Genomic DNA, 24,866 nt, shown 5'->3' on the forward strand with positions numbered 1-24,866 from the left:
CCGGCCATTTTTGTTTCTTACTTTTGCTTAGCGCCGTGAGGAGTTAGTTCTCTTCTTTATTTTCTGCCTCGGGGGCTGGCAGTTGATTGCTGGTTTCGGCTGGCATACTGACACTTTCAATGGTCAGCTTCACTTCCGGTGTCATCAACGTGCTCAGCATATTGTAAACTTCCAGCGTATAATCCTGAACGGCATCACCGCTGTCGCTGATATAACCCTCTTCACGCAAAGTCCCTACCAGGGTTGAGAATACCGCTTTATCAAAGAATTCCGGTGCGTTAATCCCGTGCAGAACGGATAACCGCTGTGCCATGATACGGCTCTCTTTCTCCAGCGCCCCACGATTGATACTTGGGTTAGCACTCAGCAATGACAGGGTAATGGCATAGCGTTGCAGGGTTTCTCGCACCCCGGCGGCCAGCAATTGTAGCGGGCGAATACGGGCCGGATTCAGCACCAATTCGTTCCCTTTGTCGCAAATCAATTGCTGGCGAGCCAGTTCATCAATCAGCGTATCCAGGGTCTGTGGCAATTGCTCTTTGCTGTAATGCAGGAATAATTCAGCCTTCAGCATGGGGTAGATCATGCTGATTTGCCGTAACAACTCGGCACGGGTAATACGCCGTTGGTACATGACCATACTGGCAATCAGCGATGGCAGGATCAGCAAATGTTGGATGTTATTACGATAGTAAGTCATCAGCACGGCTTGTTCCCGTGGCAGGATGATAATGTCACCGATATTATCTTTCTCCACCTCAAACTTATTCATATTCAAGGCGTGATTAAGTAACTCTTCCGGCGTTTTATCCGGCACGGTGACATCTTTCGCGTAAGGCACATTGCGCATCAGTTGCAGATAGCAATCGAGCTGCTCAAGCAACTGCTCACGCGTCAGTGAACGCTGACGTGAGGCCAACAATGCGGTAGAACACAGGTTCATGGCATTCGCTGCCGCCGCATTGTTGATTCTGACCATAATTTGACCCGCTAAATCGTTCACTGCCGGTGTTAGCCAGCTTGGACGCTGTGCTTCAATTGGATCGATAGCATCACGCCATTGCGGCACATTGGTGTTCAGATAGGTGGTCAGTGGGATTGGTTCACCAAAGTTGACATAGCCCTGGCCGAGGTTACGCAGCTTGCGTAGGCCCCGCAGCATCTGCCACAGGCTTTCTTTCTCTTTGGTGGCACCGCGCAACTCTTTGGCGTAAGTACCCACTTCCATCACATGCTCGTAGCCGATGTAAATTGGCACCAAAGTGATTGGACGCGTACCACCACGCAGCATGGCCTGAATTGTCATCGACAGCGTGCCGGTTTTAGGCTCCAGCAGGCGACCTGTACGCGAACGCCCGCCTTCAACAAAGTATTCAACCGAATAGCCACGGGTGAATAATTCGCCCAGATATTCGCGGAAAACCGTTGAATAGAGCTTATTGCCTTTAAAGGTACGGCGAATAAAGAACGCGCCCAGACGGCGGAAAATCGGCCCAGCAGGCCAGAAATTCAGGTTAATACCAGCGGCAATATGTGGCGGTACCAGCCCTTGGTGATAAAGCACGTAGGAGAGTAGTAGATAATCCATATGGCTGCGATGGCAAGGTACATAGACGATTTCATGGCCGTCTTGCGCCAACTGCCGCACTCGTTCGGCATTATGGACATTAATACCCTGATACAAACGGTTCCACGTCCAGCTCAATACCCTGTCAGACAGACGCACTGCTTCATAAGAGAAGTCGGCAGCTATCTCTTCCATCAGCGTAATGGCATTTTGCTGGGCTTTCTCATGAGAGATTTTTTTGGTCCGCGCTTCATCAGCGACGGCTTTTTCAATCGCCTTAGAGGCCAATAGCTTTTTGAATAGCTCCTGACGGGCCGGCAGACTTGGGCCAACCGCCGCCAAACGTTGACGAGAGAAGTGCATCCTTGCTACGCGTGCCAATTTGTGGGCGATGGTTTTATCGGTACCGTGCTCACTGGCCATTCGGCGCAGTGATACGGTGGTCGAGAAACGGACAAAGCTATCGCGGCCCAGCCACAATACAGCAAAGAATTTCTGGACACCGTTAAGCACTCGCAGATGAGGTGTGCCATGGCCTTCACGCCCCGGAGAACGACCAAACATCACGGAAACCGGTAGCATCTGAATATCCAGTTCAGGATTATTGCGATGCAGATCCAGATAATCGTGGAACAGCTTTACCGATTCCTGTTTAGGTGCGTAATAGCGAAAGACCCTTGGGCCGTTATCGATAAATACGTGACTGGGAAGTAGCACGCCATCGATTTCCAATGGAATCAATGGGTCGGGCAAGTCCAATGCTTGACACTGTGCTCGTAAAGTCAGCAAATCAGCCTTAGAATTGTAAGGTAATACGTACAGAATAGGACGAGACGGGTCTAACCCTAACTCAGTCACAGGATCTGCCGGAATAACCTTGCTTTTTACCAACAGTTTAAGTGGTAAATTCAGTAACTTATAATATATTTTACGCCAACCTGACATAACTACATGAAGCCTCTTGTTAGCAATTCGTCGCAAGGATACCAGAAACTGGTTTTGAGATCTGTGGTGATGAGACAACAGAAAGCGGCAAAAATCATCATTAACTTAAGATAAAGGCAATAAAACATGGCGAATCAATTAACGGGACTCAGTCGAATCTATAAAGCGGCGGGTTACTCGGTGAAAGGCCTAACCGCAGCCTGGAAGAATGAAGCCGCTTTTCGTCAGGAAGCCGTGGCCGCCATCATCGCTATTATACTGGCCTTCTGGCTGGATATAGATGCGATAGCACGCATTTTATTGATTGGCAGTGTCGCTTTAGTGATCATTATAGAAGTTATTAACAGTGCTATTGAAGCGGTGGTCGACCGTATCGGCAGTGAGTGCCATGAGCTTTCAGGCCGTGCTAAAGATATGGGGTCCGCCGCTGTGTTCTTGGCGATTGGATTAGCACTATTTGTATGGATAATGGTGCTTTGGCAGCATGTCGGTTAATAAAGGTGCGCACAACGTTGTTGATATTAACAGTGATTAATCCCTGTTTTTGTTCACTCTTTGGTTCCCAATACCCACTTACCTGTATATACTCACAGCAAGACTGTATAAACAAACAGGGGGCGGAATGAAAGCACTTACTACCAGACAGCAAGAGGTTTATGACCTGGTTCGCGATCACCTGGCGCAAACCGGCATGCCACCGACCCGTGCCGAAATTGCGCAGCGTCTGGGGTTTCGCTCTCCTAACGCTGCTGAAGAGCATTTAAAAGCACTGGCTCGTAAAGGTGTTATCGAGATTGTCTCCGGCGCTTCCCGCGGCATTCGTTTGCTGATGGAAGAAGAAGATGGCCTACCACTAATTGGTCGGGTTGCCGCAGGCGAACCCCTACTGGCACAGCAACATATCGAAGGGCATTACAAAGTAGACCCATCGATGTTTAAACCGAGTGCAGATTTTCTGCTGCGGGTTAACGGAATGTCGATGAGAGATATCGGTATTCTGGATGGCGACCTATTAGCGGTGCACAAAACGCAGGATGTGCGTAACGGGCAAGTCGTTGTCGCGCGCATTGATGATGAAGTGACGGTAAAACGTTTGAAAAAACAAGGTAATATCGTACAACTTCTGCCAGAAAATAGTGAGTTCCAGCCGATTGTTGTCGATTTGCGTGAGCAAAGCTTCACTATTGAAGGGTTGGCCGTAGGCGTCATCCGCAATGGCGACTGGATCTGATTTTAAGCTTTCCTATATACCCTTCAGTCTGAAGGGTATATTGTCAATTTAACCTCCCGCCTATGTCATCACATTTAAATTAAGAGCATTCCGACAATAATTTATTACCTGCTGTTTTAACTGAGTAATATCAGTAATTATTTCTATTTATAACCGAAAGCTCAGCGATTAATATCACCCTGACTTCAATTGTTAGTATCCTCTGCTATAATTATAACTACGGTAAACGAAACAACGAAAATTAATTTAAATTATGACTGTGATTGGCTAATTTAGATAAAGTTGTTTTTATCAATAGAGAGTGTTTATCGTATTTAATTAAATAAACTGACTAATCCTAAGGTAACGGAGATATTATGAATAAAGATCAAGCCGACGGCAACTGGAAGCAGTTTAAAGGTAAAGTGAAAGAGAAGTGGGGCAAGCTGACTGACGATGACCTGACGGTCATTGAAGGTAAGCGTGACCAACTGGTAGGTAAAATCCAGGAGAAATACGGCTATCAGAAAGAGCAGGCCGAGAAAGAAGTTAAAGCTTGGGAAGACCACAGTAAGTATCGCTGGTAGCCGAGTTAAATAGACTTAAACTGATATTGGTATAAATTAATTGGCTCCTTTTTTAATGAATGCTTTTAAGTAATATTTTCTTGCTGGTTTTATGTTTATTCAAATAACAGCGAAGGTGGTCATTATACTTTAATTTAAGTCATTCTATTCATCTCCAATTTATATCGCCATAGACACAAGGAAGTGTCCGTCATAAAATTGACTATTTGAAATTTATTTATATACCCGTATTTATGCCTATGGCATTAAGCTAATATAGGTGTCTGGTTTTTATTATTCAAATATATCTAATACTGCCGCTTTCCAGCGACAGTCTGATTTTTATCGTCAAGGATCTATTTCTTTTTGGTCACAATAGAGTGGTCATGGTTACAATGGTCATGGCTTTCACAGGCTTCAACTTCCCCGCATCCAGCACATAAACCATGAGCTTCAACTACGCTATGACGCAATACAAAACCAGATTGTTCTGCTAGCTGTGCCAGTGCTTCTTCGATACCGACGGTGGTCCGTTCAGTCACAATCTTGCAGCGATCACAGATAAATAACGCAGAAGTATGGGCTGGTTCTTCAAAATGATGGCACAACACATAGCTATTGGCAGACTCTACACGGTGAATAAACCCTTGTTCCAGCAGAAAATCTAATGCGCGATAAACGGTTGGCGGCTTAGCTTGTGGCTCAGAAACCCGCAACAGATCCAACAAGTCGTAAGCACTGATTGCACCAGGTTGTTGTGCCATCAAACGTAAAACTTCAAGACGTTGCGGTGTCAGCCGGACATTCCGTTGTTGGCACAGACCTTCAGCTTGAGCCAGTAGCTTTGCCTCATTGATAGAGTTCATCATATACATCCCGCAGCATTCAAATTGCACTGATTTTACCATATTTACTGCTAATCGCCGAGAGGCGAAAAGCTGAGGGGAAGCCAAGTGTCACAATTTTGGCAAGTCACCGCATTCGATGACCGCATTATTGGTTTTATGCTTCCACTATCACACGAGCAGTCACAGCAAGGTTCTATGGTATAATCGCCAGTTCCATCCCTTTGTATCGTTCACTCAGTGAGCAATATTAATGGGTAATTGATGCAATAATAACCGATGAAATCACAGTAAATGCACGAAGCCCAGACTTTTTCCAGTACGCCGGCAGTTAAGCCGCACTACCCCCTGCAACGTTTCTCCGTCGCACCGATGCTCGACTGGACGGATCGCCATTGCCGTTACTTTCATCGTTTGCTAACCAAACAAACCTTGTTGTATACCGAAATGGTCACCACCGGTGCCATTATCCACGGCAAAGGGGACTATCTGGCTTATAGCGAGCAGGACCACCCGGTTGCGCTACAACTTGGTGGCAGTGACCCACAGGCATTAGCGCATTGTGCCAAGCTGGCCGAGCTGCGGGGATACAATGAAATAAACCTAAATGTCGGCTGCCCTTCTGATCGGGTGCAAAATGGTCGTTTTGGTGCCTGTTTGATGGCGGAAGCCAGTTTGGTCGCAGATTGTATTAAAGCCATGCGCGATGTGGTTTCTATTCCAGTGACGGTTAAAACCCGCATCGGGATTGACCAACTGGATAGCTATGAGTTCTTGTGTGAATTTGTGCAAACCGTCGCGGAACGTGGTGCATGTGATATTTTCACTATTCATGCCCGCAAAGCCTGGCTTTCAGGGCTTAGCCCGAAAGAAAATCGCGAAGTCCCCCCACTGGACTACGAGCGGGTTTATCAGCTCAAACGCGATTTTCCGGCACTGACGATTGCCATTAACGGTGGCGTAAAAACTCTCGCTGAAGCCAAAGAGCATCTCAAGTATCTTGATGGGGTAATGATGGGGCGTGAAGCCTATCAAAACCCAAGTATTCTGACGCAAGTGGATCGCGAACTGTTTGACCCTAATGCGGCTGTTATTGATAGCGTTAAAGCTATCCAAGCGCTTTATCCTTATATTGAGCAGGAACTGTCACGCGGTGCCTATCTGGGCCATATCACCCGGCATATTCTTGGTATTTTCCAGGGGATCCCAGGCGCGCGTCAATGGCGTCGCTATCTCAGTGAAAATGCACATAAGCCCGGTGCCGATGTCTCGGTAGTGGAGCAGGCGCTGGCATTGGTGACCCGCTCGTAAATTAGCTAAAAGTTAGTCAAATTGACCTCTCCTGTCAGGGGGTTTGGCAGGGGAGTTTATATAAATAGAGTTAATTCAAGCTGTTACTTTCACCACAACATTGGCATGTTTCTTGTAATACTGTTTGGACAGTTTCAGTTTTTGCTGCCGTATTGGGCGACGCATAATTATTAAGGAGCCAGCCATGTTCGAAATCCTCTTTGTTATTGGCTTTTTTATCATGCTGATGGTAACCGGTATCTCTTTGTTGGGCATATTTGCCGCTTTGCTGGTCGCAGCGGCTTTTATGATGGTTGGCGGGTTGTTTGTCATGATGATTAAGCTGCTGCCATGGCTGATTTTAGCCGTTGCTGTCGTCTGGATCTGGCGTGCAATGCAGAAACCGGCAGTACGTCGTTACTGATTATTTTGCTGTCTTGCGGCAACGATCACAGCCTGAAAGTTTAGTGGTGTTAATTGTAGATAAAACGTATTTTTTCTTGAACGTGCTTGCTAGGATGCTAAACGATACGATTTGGTATCACATTTTCATCCCTGTCAGAGGTAAATAGCCGTATAAACGGCACGGTCGTTTAAGTGATCATGATTCTGACAGAATACTCTGCTACACCCCTACATAGGCATCAAAGAAAGCGTTATGACAAAGGGCTACTTAATCGTAGCCCTTTGTTTTTTTAATTCTATGATTAAAACAGCCCATCACTTAAGGGATCAGTAAGCTGGACCCGGTTGTCTGGCGGCTTTCTAATATTTCATGGGCGCGGCGGGCATCTCGCAGAGGGAATTGCTGCGCTTTAGCGACATCAACATTAATTGCTCCGCGGGTAATCAGTGAGAATAGCTCATGACTGGCGCTTTCCAGCTCTTGTCGGTTGGTGACATAAGTATTAAGGGAAGGTCGGGTAACATACAGACCGCCTTTTTGGTTCAGTATCGCCAGGTCTACCCCTGTTACCGGGCCAGAGGCATTGCCGAAGCTAACCAGCAGACCTCTGGGTTTAAGGCTATTAAGCGAGTCCAGCCAGGTACTTTTTCCGACAGAGTCATACACTACGCTAACTTTCTCGCCATGGGTCAGTTCGGCAACCCGCTCGGCGATATTTTCGGTGCGATAGTTAATGGTGGCCCAGGCTCCGGCCGCTTTTGCCAATTCAGCTTTTTCATCGGAGCCGACACTGCCAATCAGTTTTGCGCCAAGTGCTTTAGCCCATTGGCAGGCAATCAATCCGACCCCCCCTGCCGCTGCGTGGAATAAGAACACTTCACCCGGCTTGACTTCATAGGTCTGGCGTAATAAATAATGAACAGTCAGCCCTTTAAGGAAAGACGCGGCCGCCTGTTCGAAAGAAATTTCTTGCGGGAGCAGAGCAATTTTTTCAGCCGCCACATTATGGACTTCGCTGTAAGCGCCGAGAGCTGACTGAGCATACACCACCCGGTCACCCACTTTTATGGTGTTAACCGATGAACCGACTTTGGTGACAATACCTGCGGCTTCAGTGCCCAAGCCACTGGGAAACTGTGGCGGTAGATAAAGCCCGCTGCGGATATAGGTGTCGATATAGTTAATACCGATAGCTTTATTTTCTACCTGAACTTCATGTGCTGCGGGGGCGGCAGGTGTGAAATCAAGGTACTGCAACACTTCCGGTCCACCGGTGGTGGTAAATTGAATATGCTTTGCCATGTTAGCTCCTCGACGTAGATGTATTTTCACCCTACAGGGTTCCGCGCAAGGTGCCAAGGTCTGGTTAATACCGATAAGTGATAGGGAATTCCATTGCTATATAATGAATAATGACCCCTTCGGATATCATCGCGTATACTAGGCCGTTATATTTTATACCCTTCGTATTTGAAGCTGCAGGGGGGTTAGCTGCGCGCACTTACCCGAATCACTTACTCGAGTAAGCTCATCGGGGTTCGTTTGCTGGCTGCCTACCTGCAACTCCAATGACTTTGGGTATATATTTGTCATTTCTCTATTCGCAACCAAGGTAAAGAACACTCTTCATGGCCGCAAAAAAACCAACCAACAAAATGACAGAGCCGCGAGACCGCCAGATGGAAGGGCTGAAACTCCCGCCTCATTCGCTGGAGGCAGAGCAGTCCGTGTTGGGCGGTTTGATGCTGGATAACGAACGCTGGGATAACGTGTCAGAACGCGTAGTCAGCAATGACTTTTTCAGCCGCCCGCATCGCCGGATCTTTACTGAAATGCAGCGTTTGCTGGAAAACAGCAAGCCGATCGATTTGATCACTCTGTCTGAGTCGCTGGAGCAAAAAGGCGATCTGGATTCGGTGGGGGGGTTTGCTTATCTGGCAGAATTATCAAAAAATACGCCAAGTGCAGCGAACATCGGCGCTTATGCCGATATCGTGCGCGAACGTGCTGTTGTTCGTGAAATGATCTCGGTAGCCAACGAAATAGCCGATGCCGGTTACGATCCCCAAGGGCGTAGCAGTGAAGATTTGCTGGATCTGGCTGAATCCAAGGTGTTCCAGATAGCTGAAAGCCGCGCCAGTAAAGATGAAGGGCCGAAAAGTGTCGATCAGATCCTCGAAGCCACGGTCGCGCGAATTGAGCAGCTTTATCAGCGGCCCCATGATGGTGTCACTGGCGTTTCAACCGGCTTTACCGATTTAGATAAAAAGACCGCCGGGTTACAGAAGTCCGATTTGATCATTGTCGCCGCGCGCCCATCAATGGGTAAAACCACTTTCGCGATGAACTTGTGCGAAAACGCCGCGATGATGCAGGAAAAACCAGTGTTGATCTTCAGTCTGGAGATGCCCGGTGATCAGATAATGATGCGTATGCTGGCGTCACTGTCACATGTCGACCAGACTCGTATCCGAACCGGCCAGCTCGATGATGAGGATTGGGCGCGGATCTCCAGCACCATGGGCATATTGATGGAAAAACGCAATATGTACATCGATGACTCATCCGGTCTGACGCCGACTGAAGTGCGCTCCCGCGCGCGGCGTATTTTCCGTGAACACGGTGGTTTGAGCCTGATTATGATCGACTACCTGCAATTGATGCGGGTGCCGGCGCTTTCGGATAACCGTACCTTAGAAATTGCCGAAATTTCACGCTCGCTAAAAGCACTGGCGAAAGAGCTACAAGTGCCAGTAGTGGCGTTATCGCAGCTTAACCGTAGTTTGGAGCAACGTGCCGATAAACGGCCGGTAAACTCCGACTTACGTGAATCGGGATCTATCGAGCAGGATGCTGACTTAATCATGTTTATTTATCGTGATGAGGTTTATCACGAGAACAGTGATGAAAAAGGGATAGCGCAGATTATTTTGGGTAAACAGCGTAACGGCCCGATCGGTTCTGTGCGGTTGAAGTTTAATGGTCAATGGTCGCGCTTTGATAACTATACCGGTATGCAATACGACGACGAGTAATATCCCCTTCGTACTCGAAGTCGCGGGGTTGTTAGCAATACGGGTTACTCGGCCCGTCCATGGGCCTCGCCTCTGCGAGGCCGCCGCAAGCCGCGTTCAAATCTGCTCCTGGCAGATTTGTCACCCGAATCACTGACTTGTGTCAGCTCATCGGGGTTTGTTCGCTTGCTGGCGACCTGCGACACCAATGACTTTGGGCATAACATCTATTAAGGATCAGAAATGAAAGCGGCAACAGCAGTAATCGATCGCCGCGCTCTGCGACATAACTTGCAACAGGTACGGCGCATGGCGCCACAAAGCCGCCTGATTGCCGTTGTGAAAGCAAACGCTTATGGCCACGGGTTATTAGAAATAGCACATACCTTGCAGGATGCCGATTGCTACGGTGTCGCGCGGATTGGCGAAGCGCTGATGCTGCGATCCGGTGGGATTGTAAAACCGATTTTGCTGCTGGAAGGGTTCTTTGCCGCAGAAGATCTTCCGGTTCTGGTGGCTAACCGCATTGAAACAGTGGTACACAGCATTGAGCAACTGGAAGCCTTGGAGGCTGCCATTCTTCCTGCGCCAATTCATGTCTGGATGAAGCTGGATACCGGTATGCATCGTCTGGGTGTGCGCCCTGAACAGGCCGAGGCTTTTTATCAGCGCCTGAGTGCATGCCATAACGTTGTGCAGCCGGTCAATATCATGAGCCATTTCAGTCGTGCTGACGAACCACGGGTGGAGACCACCCACCAACAACTCACCTGTTTTGATGCCTTCGCCACCGGTAAACCGGGTAAACAATCTATTGCAGCATCTGGTGGTATTTTGTTGTGGCCAGATGCACACCGTGACTGGGTCCGTCCGGGCATCATTCTGTATGGTGTTTCTCCGCTGGATTCACCTGATGCGAGCCACTTTGGTTTATTACCTGCCATGGCATTGAAATCAAGCCTGATTGCGGTACGAGAACATAAAGCCGGTGAGCCGGTAGGTTATGGTGGCACTTGGGTCAGTGAGCGTGATACTCGCCTGGGCGTTGTGGCGATTGGCTATGGTGACGGTTATCCGCGCAGTGCACCGTCAGGTACACCCATGCGGGTTAATGGCCGTGAAGTTTATATTGTGGGCCGGGTCTCAATGGATATGATTTCAGTTGATCTTGGGCCGGATGCCTGTGACAAAGTCGGTGATGAGGTCTTACTGTGGGGGGCTGAATTACCGGTTGAGAAAATCGCCGCCTACAGCGGTATCAGTGCCTATGAATTGATCACTAAGCTGACCTCCCGCGTAGCGATGGAATATCTAGGGGAATAAGGTAAGCTGCCTAAGTATATCCACCAGAGTATATACCCTAAATAATTCGGGTTGCAGGAAGGCGGCAAGCGAATAAATCCTGATGAGCTTACATCAGTAAGTGATTCGGGTTATGAGTGTAGCTAACGTACATGCGGCTTGAAGTATCACGGGTATTATTATCAATCTAGGAGAGCAGCACCGTGTTCCAGAATGTTGACGCCTATGCAGGTGACCCCATCCTTTCACTGATGGAAAGTTTTAAAGCCGACGACCGAGCACATAAAGTGAATTTGAGCATCGGGCTTTATTATAATGAACAGGGTGAAATTCCACAGTTGCGGGCAGTGACTACTGCGGAAACCCAACTGAGCGCTCAGCCACACGGGACACCGGTTTATTTGCCGATGGAAGGTCTGCAATCCTACCGAACGGCTATTCAGACATTACTATTTGGTAATGAACATCTGATGCTGGCTCAACAGCGGGTGGCGACTATCCAAACCGTGGGTGGCTCTGGTGCACTGAAAGTGGGTGCTGATTTCCTTCATTATTATTTCCCCGATTCACAGGTGTGGGTCAGTGATCCCACCTGGGAAAACCATGTCGCTATTTTCAGCGGCGCAGGTTTTAAGGTGAATACCTATCCGTATTTTGATAATGACAAACTGACCGTGAAGTTCGATCAAATGCTGGCAACTTTGCAGCAGTTACCGGCCAGAAGCATCGTTTTACTGCATCCTTGCTGCCACAATCCGACGGGTTCTGATCTGACGAATGCACAATGGGATCAGGTTATTGACGTGGCCAAAGGCCGGGATCTGATCCCCTTCCTGGATATTGCCTATCAGGGCTTTGGTGCCGGGTTAAACGAAGATGCTTATGCTATCCGCGCGATGGCGGCGGCTGAATTGCCGTGTTTGGTCAGTAACTCCTTCTCTAAAATCTTCTCCCTGTATAACGAGCGGGTCGGTGGTCTGTCGGTGGTCTGTGAAAGTCAAGACGCTGCGGGCCGTGTGCTGGGTCAACTGAAAGCCACCGTGCGTCGTAACTATTCCAGCCCACCAAACTTTGGTGCGCAGGTCGTTTCGAAAGTGCTGCATGACGATGAATTACGGGCGCAATGGCAAGCTGAAGTAGAACAGATGCGCCTGCGTATTATTGAAATGCGCAGCACATTGGTGCAAGCCTTGAAAGCGGCGCTACCCAATCGTAATTTTGATTATTTGCTGCAACAGCGCGGCATGTTCAGCTATACCGGTTTTAGCGCCGCGCAAGTGGACAGGCTACGTGAAGAGTTTGGTGTGTACCTGATTGCCAGTGGCAGAATGTGCATGGCAGGGGTCAATCACGGTAATGTCCAGCGGGTTGCGGCGGCTTTTGCTGCGGTCCAGTAAGTCTACCTTCGAGTCTCTAAGGCGATAGTAATATCGCCTGAGGTTATTACAACGTGCTCAGCACGGAGAGAACAGGCAGATCGTAAAGACGCCGTAAACCCATCCTTGGAGGCTCGAGCCGCGCCATCCCTGGCGCGGACGCTTTACTCTTCTGCCCATCCTCACCGCCTAACATTGCGTCATCGGGGTTTGTCAGCAGTCTGAAGGCGATAGTAATATCGCCTTTTGTTTTTATTTTTTCCACCAATTTCCCGTCACTTATCCTCATATCCGGTTTGTTTCCCGCTTAGCCCATGGTTGTAAATCGATTAAAGAATATACTGATTAGTGTGGCGGATATATGCCACACGATCATTCATCGCTCACAGTAAATCTTCTTTAATAGGTGCAAGCTAACCCTTCAGCGTATTGCTGTATCCGAAAAAGTGAATGGTTGATGGAATGAATGCGTTATGGAATTAATTGCTTGTAGAATAAATAGCTTATGCGGTTTTTTCGCGAGAAAGTACTGGCCCATTATAGGAGTTAACTCAATGAATAATTCGGCATTACTGGAGTATTGCATGTCCAAACCAGGGGCAGAGCAGAGCGATCATGAGGAATGGCAGACGAACCAAATTAAAGTGGCTGATGTGATGTTTGCAATGGTAGGTGAGATTGGCGGCCGGCCGTCTATTTCAGTCAAAACCAGCCCCGAACTGGCAGAAAGTCTACGAGAGCAACATCCGGAGATCGTGCCGAGTGAACACTTGAACAAAGCGCACTGGAACACGGTGTTTCTGGATGGAAAATTACCAAACTCGCAGTTTTACTCGCTAATTGATCGTTCTTATCAGTTGGTCTTACAGGGGTTGTCGGAGCAGCGGCGGCAGGCGTTAGCGGTTTGATGCTGGACAAAAATAGCCTCTGGAGCAACCTGTCGATTGCCCCAGAGTGCTTAATCACCCAGCGAGTTTACGTTCCAGCATGGGCTTGAGGAAACGGGCGGTGTGTGATGCGGCACATTCTGCGACGGTCTCCGGTGTGCCGGAAACCAGAATCTCGCCACCACCACTACCCCCTTCCGGCCCCAGGTCAACAATCCAGTCAGCGGTCTTAATGACATCTAGATTGTGTTCAATCACCACAATGGTATTGCCCTGATCGCGCAACTGATGCAATACCGCCAACAGTTGTTGAATATCAGCGAAATGCAGGCCGGTGGTCGGTTCATCCAGGATATATAGCGTTTGGCCAGTGCCACGTTTTGACAATTCGCGCGACAGTTTGACTCGCTGCGCTTCCCCACCCGACAAGGTGGTGGCCGATTGCCCCAGGCAAATATAGGATAGACCCACATCGATTAATGTTTGCAGCTTACGAGCCAGTGCCGGAACAGCATCAAAGAACTTGCGTGCCTCTTCGATAGTCATCGCCAGCACTTCGTGGATACTCTTACCTTTGTATTTTACTTCCAACGTCTCGCGGTTATAACGCTTACCCTTACAGTGGTCACAAGGCACGTAGATATCAGGTAGGAAATGCATTTCGACTTTAATGACCCCATCGCCCTGACAGGCTTCGCAGCGACCGCCCTTCACGTTAAAGCTAAAGCGGCCCGGTGTATAACCACGAGTCCGTGATTCAGGTACGCCAGCAAATAGTTCACGGATTGGGGTAAAGATACCGGTATAGGTCGCGGGATTAGAACGCGGCGTTCGGCCAATCGGGCTTTGATCGATATCGATAACTTTATCGAAATACTCCAACCCTTGAATATCACGGTATGGGGCCGGTTCATTGCTGGTTGCACCGTTTAACTGACGCTGGGCGATGCAATATAATGTGTCATTGATTAGCGTCGATTTACCTGAGCCGGACACACCCGTAATACAACTGAATAACCCGACAGGCAGTGTCAGAGTGACATCTTTCAGGTTATTGCCGCTGGCACCAATCAGTTTTAGCACTTTATTCGGATCACCGGCTACCCGCTGCGCCGGAATGGCAATTTTCCGCTTCCCGCTCAGGAACTGGCCGGTCAATGATGCTGGCGCGGCCATAATGTCATCTACGGTACCCTCTGCAACCACTTCACCCCCATGTACGCCCGCACCGGGGCCGATATCAATCACATGGTCCGCAGCCCGGATGGCATCTTCATCATGCTCCACCACAATCACGGTATTGCCCAGATTACGCAGGTGGATCAGTGTTTCCAGCAGACGTTCATTATCACGCTGATGCAAGCCGATGGACGGCTCATCTAACACATACATTACGCCAACCAAACCCGCACCAATTTGGCTGGCCAGACGGATACGCTGTGCTTCGCCACCGGACAGGGTTTCGGCAGAGCGGGACAATGACAGATAATTCAGCCCGACGTTAACCAGGAATTTTAGTCGGTCACCAATTTCTTTCAGTATTTTCTCGGCAATTTGCGCCCGCTGGCCGCTCAGTTTCATATTCTGGAAGAAGCTCATCGCATGACCGATGCTCAGTTCTGAAATCTCTGGCAACGTGGTATTTTCGACAAAGACATAACGAGCTTCGCGGCGCAGACGTGTGCCGTGGCATGAGGTGCAAGAGCGATTACTGATAAATTTGGCCAGCTCTTCGCGCACAGCACTGGATTCCGTCTCTTTATAACGGCGTTCCATATTGTGCAGCACCCCTTCGAATGGGTGGCGGCGAACGGTGGTATCACCCCGATCGTTAATGTATTTGAATTCAATGGTATCTTTGCCAGAACCGTACAACACGGCCTGCTGTATTGCGGCATCCAGCGAGTTAAACGGCGCTTCTATATCAAACTTATAATGCTCTGCCAGTGAACGCAGCATCTGGAAGTAATAGAAGTTACGACGATCCCAGCCACGGATCGCCCCACCGGCCAGTGACAGCTCCGGATTTTGTAACACGCGATCAGGGTCAAAGAACTGCTGCACGCCCAGACCATCACAGGTCGGGCAGGCACCGGCCGGGTTGTTAAAGGAAAACAGGCGTGGTTCTAACTCGCTCATGCTATAGCCGCAAATCGGGCAGGCAAAGTTGGCGGAGAATAACAACTCTTCGACGTGTGGATCGTCCATATCAGCGACTACGGCAGTCCCGCCGGATAATTCCAACGCAGTTTCAAATGACTCAGCTAACCGTTGAGCCAGATCCTCACGCACTTTGAAGCGATCGACCACAACTTCGATGGTGTGTTTCTTTTGCAGTTCTAATTTAGGAGGATCAGACAGATCACAGACCTCGCCATCGATCCGCGCCCGGATATAGCCCTGCATGGCGAGATTTTCCAGTGTTTTGGTATGTTCGCCTTTGCGATCTTTTACCACTGGAGCCAGTAACATCAGGCGGCGGCCCTCTGGCTGGCTTATCACGTTATCCACCATCTGACTGACGGTTTGGGCGGCTAGCGGGACATCGTGATCCGGACAGCGTGGTTCACCGACACGAGCGAACAACAAACGAAGATAATCATGGATTTCAGTGATGGTTCCCACGGTAGAACGCGGGTTATGGGAGGTCGATTTTTGCTCAATGGAGATGGCTGGAGACAGACCTTCAATATGGTCGACATCCGGTTTTTCCATTAGCGATAGAAATTGGCGTGCATAGGCGGAGAGAGACTCAACATAACGGCGTTGCCCCTCGGCATACAGGGTATCGAAAGCCAGTGAAGACTTACCTGAACCCGATAGACCGGTGACAACAATCAGTTTGTCGCGCGGGATAATCAGGTTGATATTCTTAAGATTATGGGTGCGAGCGCCCCGAACTTCGATATTATCCATTCAAATATTTCCCGGATGTAAACTGAGCCTCTCCCGTGCCCTTTTTTACTCTTCGTACTTGAAGCCGCAGGGTTGTTGGCTGCGTTCACTCACCCTAATTACTTACTGGTTGTAAGCTCATACGGACTCGCTCGCTTGCCGCCTACCCGCAACTCCAATTACTTTGAGTAATGTATAGACGCATTTTGCAACGCCGAAAAAAGGACACAGCCAGTACCAAACGAACAATTATGACACAAAAAAACCTGAATGGATATCCAGTATCCGAGTGCAACTCAGGCTGTTATCACGATAAATCTGTAATGCATTCCGCAGTTATGATCAGTTGTGCCGTTTGCCTGTTAGCGTGTTAAACTTACTCGTTTATACTGTACAAAATTTATTTCATCAGGAGAGTTCACATGGCCAGCAGAGGCGTAAACAAAGTGATTTTGGTCGGGAATTTGGGCCAAGACCCGGAAGTCCGCTACATGCCTAACGGTGGGGCTGTTGCCAATATCACCCTGGCGACTTCCGAAAGCTGGCGTGATAAAGCCACCGGCGAGCAGAAAGAAAAAACTGAATGGCACCGTGTGGTGTTGTTCGGCAAATTGGCTGAAGTGGCGGGTGAATATCTGCGCAAAGGCTCTCAGGTCTATATTGAAGGTGCTCTACAGACCCGAAAGTGGACAGATCAGGCTGGTGTTGAGAAATACACCACAGAAGTTGTGGTTAACGTGGGTGGCACCATGCAAATGCTGGGTGGCCGTCAAGGCGGCGGTGCTCCGGCGGGTGGTGGTGCACCACAAGACGGCGGTGCACAAGGTGGTTGGGGCCAACCTCAGCAGCCGCAGGGTGGTAGCCAGTTCAGCGGTGGTCAGACTTCGCGTCCGGCCCAACCGGCACCCGCAGCACAACCGCAAGGCGGCAACGAGCCACCAATGGATTTCGATGACGATATCCCGTTCTGATTTCGCTGTTATTGAAAAACAAATAAATCAAACCCAGTGTAATAGCTGGGTTTTTTATATTGGTCAATCAAGGCATTGCCGCTATTTTTTCACACTGCCGATTAAGACCTGTGAGGATACTTTCTGCTAAATCAATTGGAAAATTATCGGGAAGCCGAGCTTGTATTTGTGTGATTACTCTCGGGGTAGCGGCAATAATCTCATCAATAATACTGTCAGCCTGAGCCGTTCCCAGCCCAACAATTGTGCCCTGCTGTCGCCAATGACGCCGCTGTATATGGTTAATTAAATAGTCATTTTTACTCCCTCGCACCGCCATCGCTAACTTGGTTTTCTGGGCCGCAATTTGATTACGGCCCGCCCCAATAATAGGGTGGGTTGATAGCACATCATAAAGTGGCGTGAGATGGTAATGGCTAGCGGGCAGATGTGTAATGCTGAAGTTTTTTGCATGGCCATCCATTGCTGCCAGTAACCAGAAAATAATCTGCGCTTTAAAGAAGACTTTTCTGTCTTCACTGGCATTATCCGAGCCACTTAAAATCTCCATGATGGTTGTAAGACGGGGCCACCATCCGTTTGATATCTTTTTAAGGGGGAGTCCCTGTCGCTTGGCACATATCCTCTTGCGGTAACCTGACAATCCAGCGGCTATCCGTAAAATGCGCGCTACATCACTCTCGGCCGTTCATCCAAATATTCAGCCGTTGAATGCGACCAGCCATATTACCAATCCTCTTGTTTTGACGGTGAATTTATCGTCTGACTGTTTTCTGGCTGGTGGATTTTACTGGGATGCGGCCTAGCGTTTTTTTTCTCACTGAGGATCAGTTCTACGTCTAAAAGTTGTAATACTTTAAAAAGCCGTTTAACACTGGCTGATGTTGGGTCTGCCTCAAGCTTTGCATAGGACTGCTGGGTGATACCTAACAGTTGTGCCAGACTGGCCTGAGTCAGCCCTTTATTCTTTCGAAAGCCAATCAACGTAGGGCGTAATTGACTCAAAATTTTAATGGGATAGTCCATCAAGACCTCAGCAGGGAATTGTTCTAAGTAGCATAATACCGAGTATAAGCTGTAATCTCACAATACAGCGGATAAGTTGTAAAGTAAAAATACAGCTTTTAGATTGTTATTGTTAATTACAGTCTAAAGGTTGTTTTAACGCGAATGTCAGAATAATAAAGGGCTATCGGGCACTCGACTATAATAACTTTTGTACTGTTGTAACTTTCTCAATCACTTATCATATGGAGCCTGGCTATGGTCATTATCCACCATCTGAATAATTCACGTTCACAACGTATCTTGTGGATGCTGGAAGAATTGCAAATCCCCTATGAGCTGAAGTGCTATCAGCGCGATCTCGGCAGTTTGCTGGCACCACCAGAGCTAAAAAAAATTCATCCATTAGGGAAATCACCGGTGATTACTGATGGCGATCTGACGCTGGCGGAATCGGGTGCCATCATTGAGTATTTGCAAGAAACCTATGATGCACAGGGGTTGTTTAAACCCACTGGCCATTATGACCGCCAACAGTTTCGTTACTGGATGCACTATGCCGAAGGGTCATTGATGCCGTTATTAGTGATGAAACTTATTTTCAGCCGATTGGGTGGGCCACCAGTACCTTGGGTTATCCGGCCAATTGCTAAGGCATTGGGTGCTGGAGTGCAGAAAAATTATCTGAATAAACAAATTGCCACTCACCGCGATTATCTGGAGCAGCATTTAACGAAAAATAAGTGGTTTGCAGGCAGCGATTTTAGCGCAGCAGATATTCAGATGAGTTTTCCTATCGAGGCAATTAATACCCGCAATGGGCTTGAGGGGTTGCCGAAACTGCAAGATTTCTTAGTGCGTATCCATCAGCGCCCAGCCTATCAGCAGGCGATTGAAAAGGGAGGCGCTTTCAAATTAGAAAACGGATAAACCCACAATGGGCTATCAAGGATCACGTAAGAAAAACGGGTGTGAGGCCGCTCACACTTTCATTTCCCGCCACAATTAATGCGCCCCAATAAGTTAATGTAAAAAAATGTCATAAATGTCGCTATCTGGTGTTGATTAGTCGCTGCAAATAGCTAGATAATCGTTTGCCTTGCAATAAAGCTATTTTATTTACCCGTTCGAACTTGGGCAGTGCTCAAAATTCTCACGTACTACGTGTACGTTCCGGTTTTTGCGCGCGCAGGCCACGTTCAAACGGGCTGCAACAATCACGCTTATTGCGGAGGTTCCTTTTCTTCGATTTTTTTTCAGTCATGTGTGCTTCCAGCTAATCGTTTGCTATTTTCTCCACCCTGGGTGTGTTGGAGGAATTGACGAGTTAATCGGCAGGGACGGAAACGATTACGTATGGATAGGATGTTTGACTTGCTGACTACTTTTAAATGACACACAGGGGACATAACCATGTCTAGCACCAACCCTCAAGCGAACCAGGCAGTAAAGCCGAAAGGTTCGCTTGATGCATTTTTTAAGCTTAGTGAACGTGGCAGTAATGTGCGCCAGGAAGTGCTGGCCGGTCTGACAACCTTTCTGGCCATGGTCTACTCGGTGATCGTAGTACCGAGCATGCTAGGCAAAGCCGGTTTCCCACCAACAGCGGTATTTGTTGCAACCTGTTTGGTGGCGGGTCTTGGCTCTTTGCTGATGGGGTTGTGGGCAAACTTGCCAATGGCCATTGGTTGCGCTATCTCATTGACCGCGTTTACTGCATTCAGTTTGGTATTGGGCCAACATATCAGTATCCCAGTGGCGCTGGGCGCGGTATTCCTGATGGGGGTGCTGTTTACTATTATCTCGGTAACCGGTATCCGGTCATGGATATTGCGTAACCTGCCGATGGGCGTGGCACACGGTACCGGCATTGGTATCGGCTTGTTCCTACTGCTGATTGCGGCAAACGGTGTCGGTCTGGTTATCAAAAACCCAATTGAAGGTTTACCGGTAGCACTGGGTGCATTTACCTCTTTCCCTGTAATTATGACGTTATTGGGTCTGGCGGTGATTTTCGGTCTGGAAAAGCTGCGGGTGCCGGGTGGCATTTTGCTGGTCATTATCGCCATCTCGGTTATCGGTCTGATTTTTGACCCAAGCGTGACTTATCAGGGGCTATTTGCGATGCCAAGCTTGGCAGATGCTAACGGCGACTCCTTGATTTTCAGCCTTGATATCATGGGGGCACTGAAACCTGTGGTGCTGCCAAGCGTACTGGCATTGGTGATGACGGCGGTATTCGATGCTACCGGGACCATCCGTGCGGTAGCCGGTCAGGCTAACTTGCTGGATAAAGATGGTCAGATTATCAGTGGCGGTAAAGCACTGACCTCAGACTCCGTCAGCAGCATTTTTGCCGGTCTGGTGGGTGCAGCGCCTGCGGCGGTTTATATTGAATCCGCCGCGGGTACAGCGGCAGGCGGCAAAACCGGTATGACGGCCACTGTCGTCGGTATTTTGTTCCTGTTTATGCTGTTTCTCTCTCCGCTTTCCTATCTGGTTCCGGCTTATGCAACTGCACCTGCTCTGATGTATGTGGGTTTGTTGATGCTGAGCAATGTGTCCAAACTGGATTTCGAAGACTTCGTTGATGCGATGTCCGGCCTACTTTGTGCCGTGTTTATTGTGCTGACCTGTAATATCGTAACTGGCATTATGCTGGGCTTCAGCTCACTGGTGATCGGCCGCATTTTCTCTGGCGAATGGCGTAAATTGAACGTCGGTACGGTGATTATCGCGGTTGCACTGGTGGCCTTTTACGCGGGTGGCTGGGCAATCTAAGCCGTGAGTTTTTGCTGGCATCGGGATTAATAGATTCCCGATGCCGCTATTTTTTTAATAACCTTATTTCTTCGCATTTTTCTATTATCTGTTACCGATTTTTCCCCCGTTGCACAAAAAAGTGATCTACTATCAAAAGCGACGCTCCGGCCCTGTTTGCGGGGGGGGGCGGTGGTCAGATCTTATGTTGAGTTGAGTCTAAGGAAAGCATGGAAATCTTTTTTACAATCCTCATCCTGATTTTGGTGGTGTCGCTTTCCGGTGTTGTCACCCGGATGTTGCCGTTTCAAATCCCCCTCCCTTTGATGCAGATTGTCTGTGGTGCCTTACTGGCTTTCCCCCACTTTGGTTTGCATGTCGATTTTGACCCGGAATTATTCCTGGTGCTGTTTATTCCGCCGTTGCTATTTGCCGATGGCTGGAAGACCCCAACGCGGGAGTTTATTCACCACGGGCGGGAGATATTAGGTCTGGCGCTGGCATTGGTGCTGGTTACGGTTATCGGTATCGGTTATCTGATTTACTGGATGGTGCCGGGTATTCCTCTGGTGGCGGCCTTTGCGCTGGCGGCGGTATTGTCACCAACCGATGCCGTGGCGTTGTCCGGTATCGTGGGGAAAGGGCGAATACCTAAATCAATTATGGGCGTACTGGAAGGGGAGGCGTTGATGAACGATGCCTCCGGTCTGGTCGCGTTAAAGTTCGCCATTGCGGTTGCGATGGGCACCATGGTCTTTACCGTGTCCGGTGCCACGCTGGAGTTCCTGAAAGTGGCTATTGGTGGTCTGCTGGCCGGTGTGGCGGTTACCTGGCTTTACAGTAAGTCGCTGCGCCTGATGAGCCGATGGAGTGGCGATGACCCGGCAACACAAATCGTCTTACTGCTACTGCTGCCGTTCGCTTCTTACCTGATTGCCGAGCATATCGGTGTTTCCGGCATTCTGGCGGCAGTGGCGGCGGGGATGACCATCAGTCAGTCTGGTGTTATCCGTAACGCACCACTAACGATGCGGTTACGAGCCGATAGCGTATGGTCGATGCTGGAATTTGTGTTTAACGGCATGGTGTTTATTCTGTTGGGTCTGCAATTACCCGGCATTCTGGAAACCTCGATTGTGCAGGCCGAACTGGATCCAACTATTCAGACCTGGAACCTGTTCGCGGATGTTGCCATCATTTACGGCGCATTGCTGGTGCTGCGTTTCAGTTGGCTGTGGTCGATGAAAAAAATCAGCAAGCGAGTGCTGACCAAACGGCCACTGGAATTTAGCAATTATACCACTCGTGAACTGTGGGTGGCTTCGTTCGCTGGTGTACGCGGGGCAATTACGCTGGCCGGTGTGCTGTCGATTCCCTTATTCCTCAGCGATGGTTCGGCTTTCCCATCCCGCTACCAATTGGTGTTTATTGCCACCGGCGTGATTTTGCTGTCGGTGATTATCGGGGTTATCGCTCTACCACCATTACTGCGCGGTGTCGTGATGGCAGATAAGAGCGCCAGCCGTGAAGAAATACGTTTAGCGCGGGCGGCAGCAGCTGAAGTGGCGATTGTCAGCCTGAATAAGATGGAAGAGCGTCTGGCCACCAGCAGTGAGGAGAATATTGACCCGGAATTACTGAAAGAGGTCAGTTCGCGGGTCATTGGGACTCTGCGGCGGCGCACTGGCAGTAAGGACGAAATTGAAAATACCTTATTGATAGAAAACCTGGAGCGACGTTTCCGTTTAACCGCGCTACGGGCCGAGCGTGGTGAGTTGTATCACCTGCGCGCGACGCAGAAAATCAGCAATGAAACACTGCAAAAATTGCTACATGATTTGGATCTGCTGGAAGCGTTACTGATCGCAAAAGAAGGTTAATTCCCTGCTTCCCCAAGGTGAAAATCGGTATTTTGTTAGCCTGATGATATAAAAAGTGGCATCGCAGGGTGTAATTCGGATTTTTTTAATTGTTTATCCGTTATCTAATCGTTCTGGGAGTGTTTTCATCGAAACACATTAGATAAAAGGATAGGGATTATGCCTCGATATTTAACAGCGATGATATTCGTGTTGCCATTGTCATTCAGCGCTAGTTGTCTGGCGCAAGCGGGTGTCGAATCAACAAAATGCAGTAATACGGATTTTACCCAGGTACTGTCTTGCTACAGGGAAACGCTGGCAGCAGAACCGCTTATCTATAATTTGCTGAGTCAGGAAAATCTGCCGGGGTTGGAATGGCGACGCTATCAACTGACTTCGCAGCACTGGTCGCCAGAGAATTTGGTGTCTCCTGCGGCATGGCAGCATGAAGTTGAGATCTTTATTCCGGAAAATAGCCCATCAACACGAGCGCTGGTGGTCATCAATAATGGTACCAACTATGGTACTGAGAGCATCCCGCCTTCTGGCCCGAGCGATTTTTCCATCGACACATTGCAAAATATTGCCAGGGCGACGGATACCGTGGTGATAGCGATTAGCACCATTCCCAATCAATTCCTGGAGTATCAACAGGATGGTAAACCACGGAAGGAAGATTACAGTGTTGCTCACAGTTGGGCTTTATTTATGGATGCCCCAGAAGCGCGTTCTACATTACCACTGCATGTCCCCATGGCGGCCGCAATTTCTCAGGCCATGAGCATGGGGCAGCAAGCCTTGCCGGATAAAGCATTAGACAGCTTTATTGTCACAGGTTTGTCCAAGCGTGGTTGGACAACGTGGCTTACAGCGATTGCGGACTCACGCGTTAAGGCCATTGTGCCCTTTGTAATTGATCTGCTGGATACCCGTGTTGCATTGGAACATATGTATCAATCATATGGCGGTAACTGGCCGATTGCGTTTACCCCCTACTATCAGGAAGAGATTGATAAAAAACTAGAAACCCCCGGTTTCGCCAAGCTGATGCAGATTTCAGATCCCTTACAATATTTAGGCACTGAATATCAATCTCGTCTCACCATCCCGAAATATATTATTAATGCTAGCGGTGATGACTTCTACGTACCTGATAATACCGATTTTTATTACGATAAATTACCCGGTAATAAGGTGCTGCGAGTTGCCCCCAATACCAGTCACTATGGCATCACTGCTTTCAGTGAACAGTCATTGATTACCTTTGTTAATCGCCTGCAGCAATCCACCCCGCTGCCGCAATTGAACGCCAGTATTGATATAAAAGATAAGGTGGAAACCTTGACGGTAAACTTGTCTGAGACACCGGATAACGTGCTGTTATGGACCGCCGTTAACCCTGAAGCCCGTGATTTTCGCTATGCATGTGATGTGCGATACACCGCATTTCCGCTGGCGGTGAGCCCGGCCAATACGCTTGAAGTCGCACTTAGCTCCCCAGCTACTGGCTGGTAGGCCACCTTTATTGAAGTTACTTTCGGTGATGGCTTGGTGGCAACTACACCGGTTTATATCTCACCAAAAGAGAGTTATCCCACTACAGCACCGCCTACGGGAGGGGCTGCATGCAAAACTTTACCAGGGCGTCAGCCCATCGCAGTAGCAGATGGGGTGGAGATAAACAATCCTGTGGTAGTGAAAGCACCGCTGTAGCCTAGGGGATTCAGGTAATAAAACACTCGGCTAGTCGGTTCCTCGGCTGGCCTATATGGATTTAGGCAGATGGCATTGTAGCTGTGGGATCCCAGCGTCAGGAAAATGTGACTGATGGAATAGCCTTGGTGACATGTGATCGTTAATTAAGGCTGCTTTGTATTCGTAGTTCGCCGTTGTATTGAGCGGAGGCTTGAACGTGCCAGAGTGTTCACAGGAATGGTGAATAAGTTGGGCGATTACTTTTGTGGG

At 48.9% G+C, this 24,866-nt stretch carries 18 protein-coding genes and 2 pseudogenes; 14 read left to right on the plus strand and 6 right to left on the minus strand.

Features of this window, described 5'->3' with window-relative positions; all coding sequences use genetic code 11:
• Window positions 1-43 precede the first annotated feature (43 nt).
• The gene (plsB, locus tag AEP37_RS13610; protein ID WP_049613833.1) at window positions 44-2,512 is read right to left on the minus strand and encodes a glycerol-3-phosphate 1-O-acyltransferase PlsB; all 2,469 of its coding nucleotides are present in this window, start codon (window positions 2,510-2,512) and stop codon (window positions 44-46) included.
• A 126-nt stretch (window positions 2,513-2,638) separates the two neighbouring features.
• Between plsB and AEP37_RS13615 the strand changes: the two genes are divergently transcribed.
• The 3 genes from AEP37_RS13615 (at window position 2,639) to AEP37_RS13625 (ending at window position 4,309) form a co-directional block, all read left to right on the plus strand.
• Complete coding sequence (locus AEP37_RS13615) at window positions 2,639-3,007, plus strand: diacylglycerol kinase (RefSeq protein WP_049613834.1); 369 nt, start codon at window positions 2,639-2,641, stop codon at window positions 3,005-3,007.
• Window positions 3,008-3,134: 127 nt separating this feature from the next.
• Window positions 3,135-3,743: a transcriptional repressor LexA gene (gene lexA / locus AEP37_RS13620; RefSeq protein ID WP_004704739.1), complete on the plus strand. Its 609-nt coding sequence runs from the start codon at window positions 3,135-3,137 to the stop codon at window positions 3,741-3,743.
• Window positions 3,744-4,099: 356 nt separating this feature from the next.
• Window positions 4,100-4,309 carry a CsbD family protein gene (locus tag AEP37_RS13625; protein WP_004391853.1) on the plus strand — a complete coding sequence of 70 codons (210 nt, stop codon included), beginning with the start codon at window positions 4,100-4,102 and terminating at the stop codon, window positions 4,307-4,309.
• A 335-nt stretch (window positions 4,310-4,644) separates the two neighbouring features.
• Here the strand turns inward: AEP37_RS13625 and zur are convergent, their stop codons facing one another.
• The gene (zur, locus tag AEP37_RS13630) at window positions 4,645-5,154 is read right to left on the minus strand and encodes a zinc uptake transcriptional repressor Zur (RefSeq protein ID WP_049613865.1); all 510 of its coding nucleotides are present in this window, start codon (window positions 5,152-5,154) and stop codon (window positions 4,645-4,647) included.
• A gap of 273 nt (window positions 5,155-5,427) precedes the next feature.
• Here zur and dusA point away from each other — a divergent pair, with 273 nt between their 5' ends.
• Together dusA and pspG are read left to right on the plus strand one after the other, a co-directional pair.
• On the plus strand, window positions 5,428-6,444 hold the full coding sequence (gene dusA, locus AEP37_RS13635) for a tRNA dihydrouridine(20/20a) synthase DusA (protein ID WP_049613835.1): 1,017 nt from the start codon (window positions 5,428-5,430) through the stop codon (window positions 6,442-6,444).
• Window positions 6,445-6,628: 184 nt separating this feature from the next.
• Window positions 6,629-6,847 (plus strand): envelope stress response protein PspG, encoded by a 219-nt coding sequence (gene pspG, locus AEP37_RS13640; RefSeq protein WP_049613836.1) that lies wholly within the window; start codon window positions 6,629-6,631, stop codon window positions 6,845-6,847.
• 300 nt (window positions 6,848-7,147) lie between these two features.
• Here pspG and AEP37_RS13645 read toward each other — a convergent pair whose 3' ends face one another.
• Entirely contained in the window at window positions 7,148-8,131 is a 984-nt protein-coding gene (locus AEP37_RS13645; protein WP_049613837.1) for a quinone oxidoreductase, read from the minus strand.
• A gap of 326 nt (window positions 8,132-8,457) precedes the next feature.
• Here AEP37_RS13645 and dnaB point away from each other — a divergent pair, with 326 nt between their 5' ends.
• The 4 genes from dnaB to AEP37_RS13670 all read left to right on the plus strand — a co-directional run bounded on the left by dnaB (window position 8,458) and on the right by AEP37_RS13670 (window position 13,429).
• Window positions 8,458-9,864 (plus strand): replicative DNA helicase, encoded by a 1,407-nt coding sequence (gene dnaB, locus AEP37_RS13650; protein WP_049613838.1) that lies wholly within the window; start codon window positions 8,458-8,460, stop codon window positions 9,862-9,864.
• Between the two features lie 222 nt (window positions 9,865-10,086).
• Window positions 10,087-11,166: an alanine racemase gene (gene alr, locus AEP37_RS13655; protein ID WP_049613839.1), complete on the plus strand. Its 1,080-nt coding sequence runs from the start codon at window positions 10,087-10,089 to the stop codon at window positions 11,164-11,166.
• Between the two features lie 182 nt (window positions 11,167-11,348).
• Window positions 11,349-12,542, plus strand: a complete 1,194-nt coding sequence (locus tag AEP37_RS13660) for an amino acid aminotransferase (RefSeq protein ID WP_049613840.1) — start codon at window positions 11,349-11,351, stop codon at window positions 12,540-12,542.
• Window positions 12,543-13,075: 533 nt separating this feature from the next.
• Complete coding sequence (locus AEP37_RS13670) at window positions 13,076-13,429, plus strand: MmcQ/YjbR family DNA-binding protein (protein WP_049613842.1); 354 nt, start codon at window positions 13,076-13,078, stop codon at window positions 13,427-13,429.
• A gap of 54 nt (window positions 13,430-13,483) precedes the next feature.
• Here the strand turns inward: AEP37_RS13670 and uvrA are convergent, their stop codons facing one another.
• Window positions 13,484-16,324: an excinuclease ABC subunit UvrA gene (gene uvrA / locus AEP37_RS13675; protein WP_049613843.1), complete on the minus strand. Its 2,841-nt coding sequence runs from the start codon at window positions 16,322-16,324 to the stop codon at window positions 13,484-13,486.
• A gap of 401 nt (window positions 16,325-16,725) precedes the next feature.
• Here uvrA and AEP37_RS13680 point away from each other — a divergent pair, with 401 nt between their 5' ends.
• Entirely contained in the window at window positions 16,726-17,274 is a 549-nt protein-coding gene (locus AEP37_RS13680; RefSeq protein ID WP_049613844.1) for a single-stranded DNA-binding protein, read from the plus strand.
• A 67-nt stretch (window positions 17,275-17,341) separates the two neighbouring features.
• Here the strand turns inward: AEP37_RS13680 and AEP37_RS13685 are convergent.
• Together AEP37_RS13685 and AEP37_RS13690 are read right to left on the minus strand one after the other, a co-directional pair.
• A pseudogene (locus AEP37_RS13685) lies at window positions 17,342-17,930 on the minus strand (HipA domain-containing protein); the annotation flags it as partial.
• Window positions 17,931-18,000: 70 nt separating this feature from the next.
• On the minus strand, window positions 18,001-18,300 hold the full coding sequence (locus tag AEP37_RS13690; protein WP_049613845.1) for a helix-turn-helix transcriptional regulator: 300 nt from the start codon (window positions 18,298-18,300) through the stop codon (window positions 18,001-18,003).
• 237 nt (window positions 18,301-18,537) lie between these two features.
• Between AEP37_RS13690 and AEP37_RS13695 the strand changes: the two genes are divergently transcribed.
• The 4 genes and pseudogenes from AEP37_RS13695 (at window position 18,538) to AEP37_RS13710 (ending at window position 24,614) form a co-directional block, all read left to right on the plus strand.
• Window positions 18,538-19,209 (plus strand): glutathione S-transferase family protein, encoded by a 672-nt coding sequence (locus AEP37_RS13695; RefSeq protein WP_049613846.1) that lies wholly within the window; start codon window positions 18,538-18,540, stop codon window positions 19,207-19,209.
• 483 nt (window positions 19,210-19,692) lie between these two features.
• Complete coding sequence (locus AEP37_RS13700; protein ID WP_049613847.1) at window positions 19,693-21,060, plus strand: NCS2 family permease; 1,368 nt, start codon at window positions 19,693-19,695, stop codon at window positions 21,058-21,060.
• Between the two features lie 209 nt (window positions 21,061-21,269).
• Complete coding sequence (locus AEP37_RS13705) at window positions 21,270-22,919, plus strand: Na+/H+ antiporter (protein WP_049613848.1); 1,650 nt, start codon at window positions 21,270-21,272, stop codon at window positions 22,917-22,919.
• A gap of 159 nt (window positions 22,920-23,078) precedes the next feature.
• Window positions 23,079-24,614, plus strand: a pseudogene (locus tag AEP37_RS13710) (PhoPQ-activated pathogenicity-related family protein).
• Window positions 24,615-24,866 lie beyond the last annotated feature (252 nt).

Source organism: Yersinia pekkanenii (assembly GCF_001152565.1).
GTDB classification, from domain to species: domain Bacteria; phylum Pseudomonadota; class Gammaproteobacteria; order Enterobacterales; family Enterobacteriaceae; genus Yersinia; species Yersinia pekkanenii.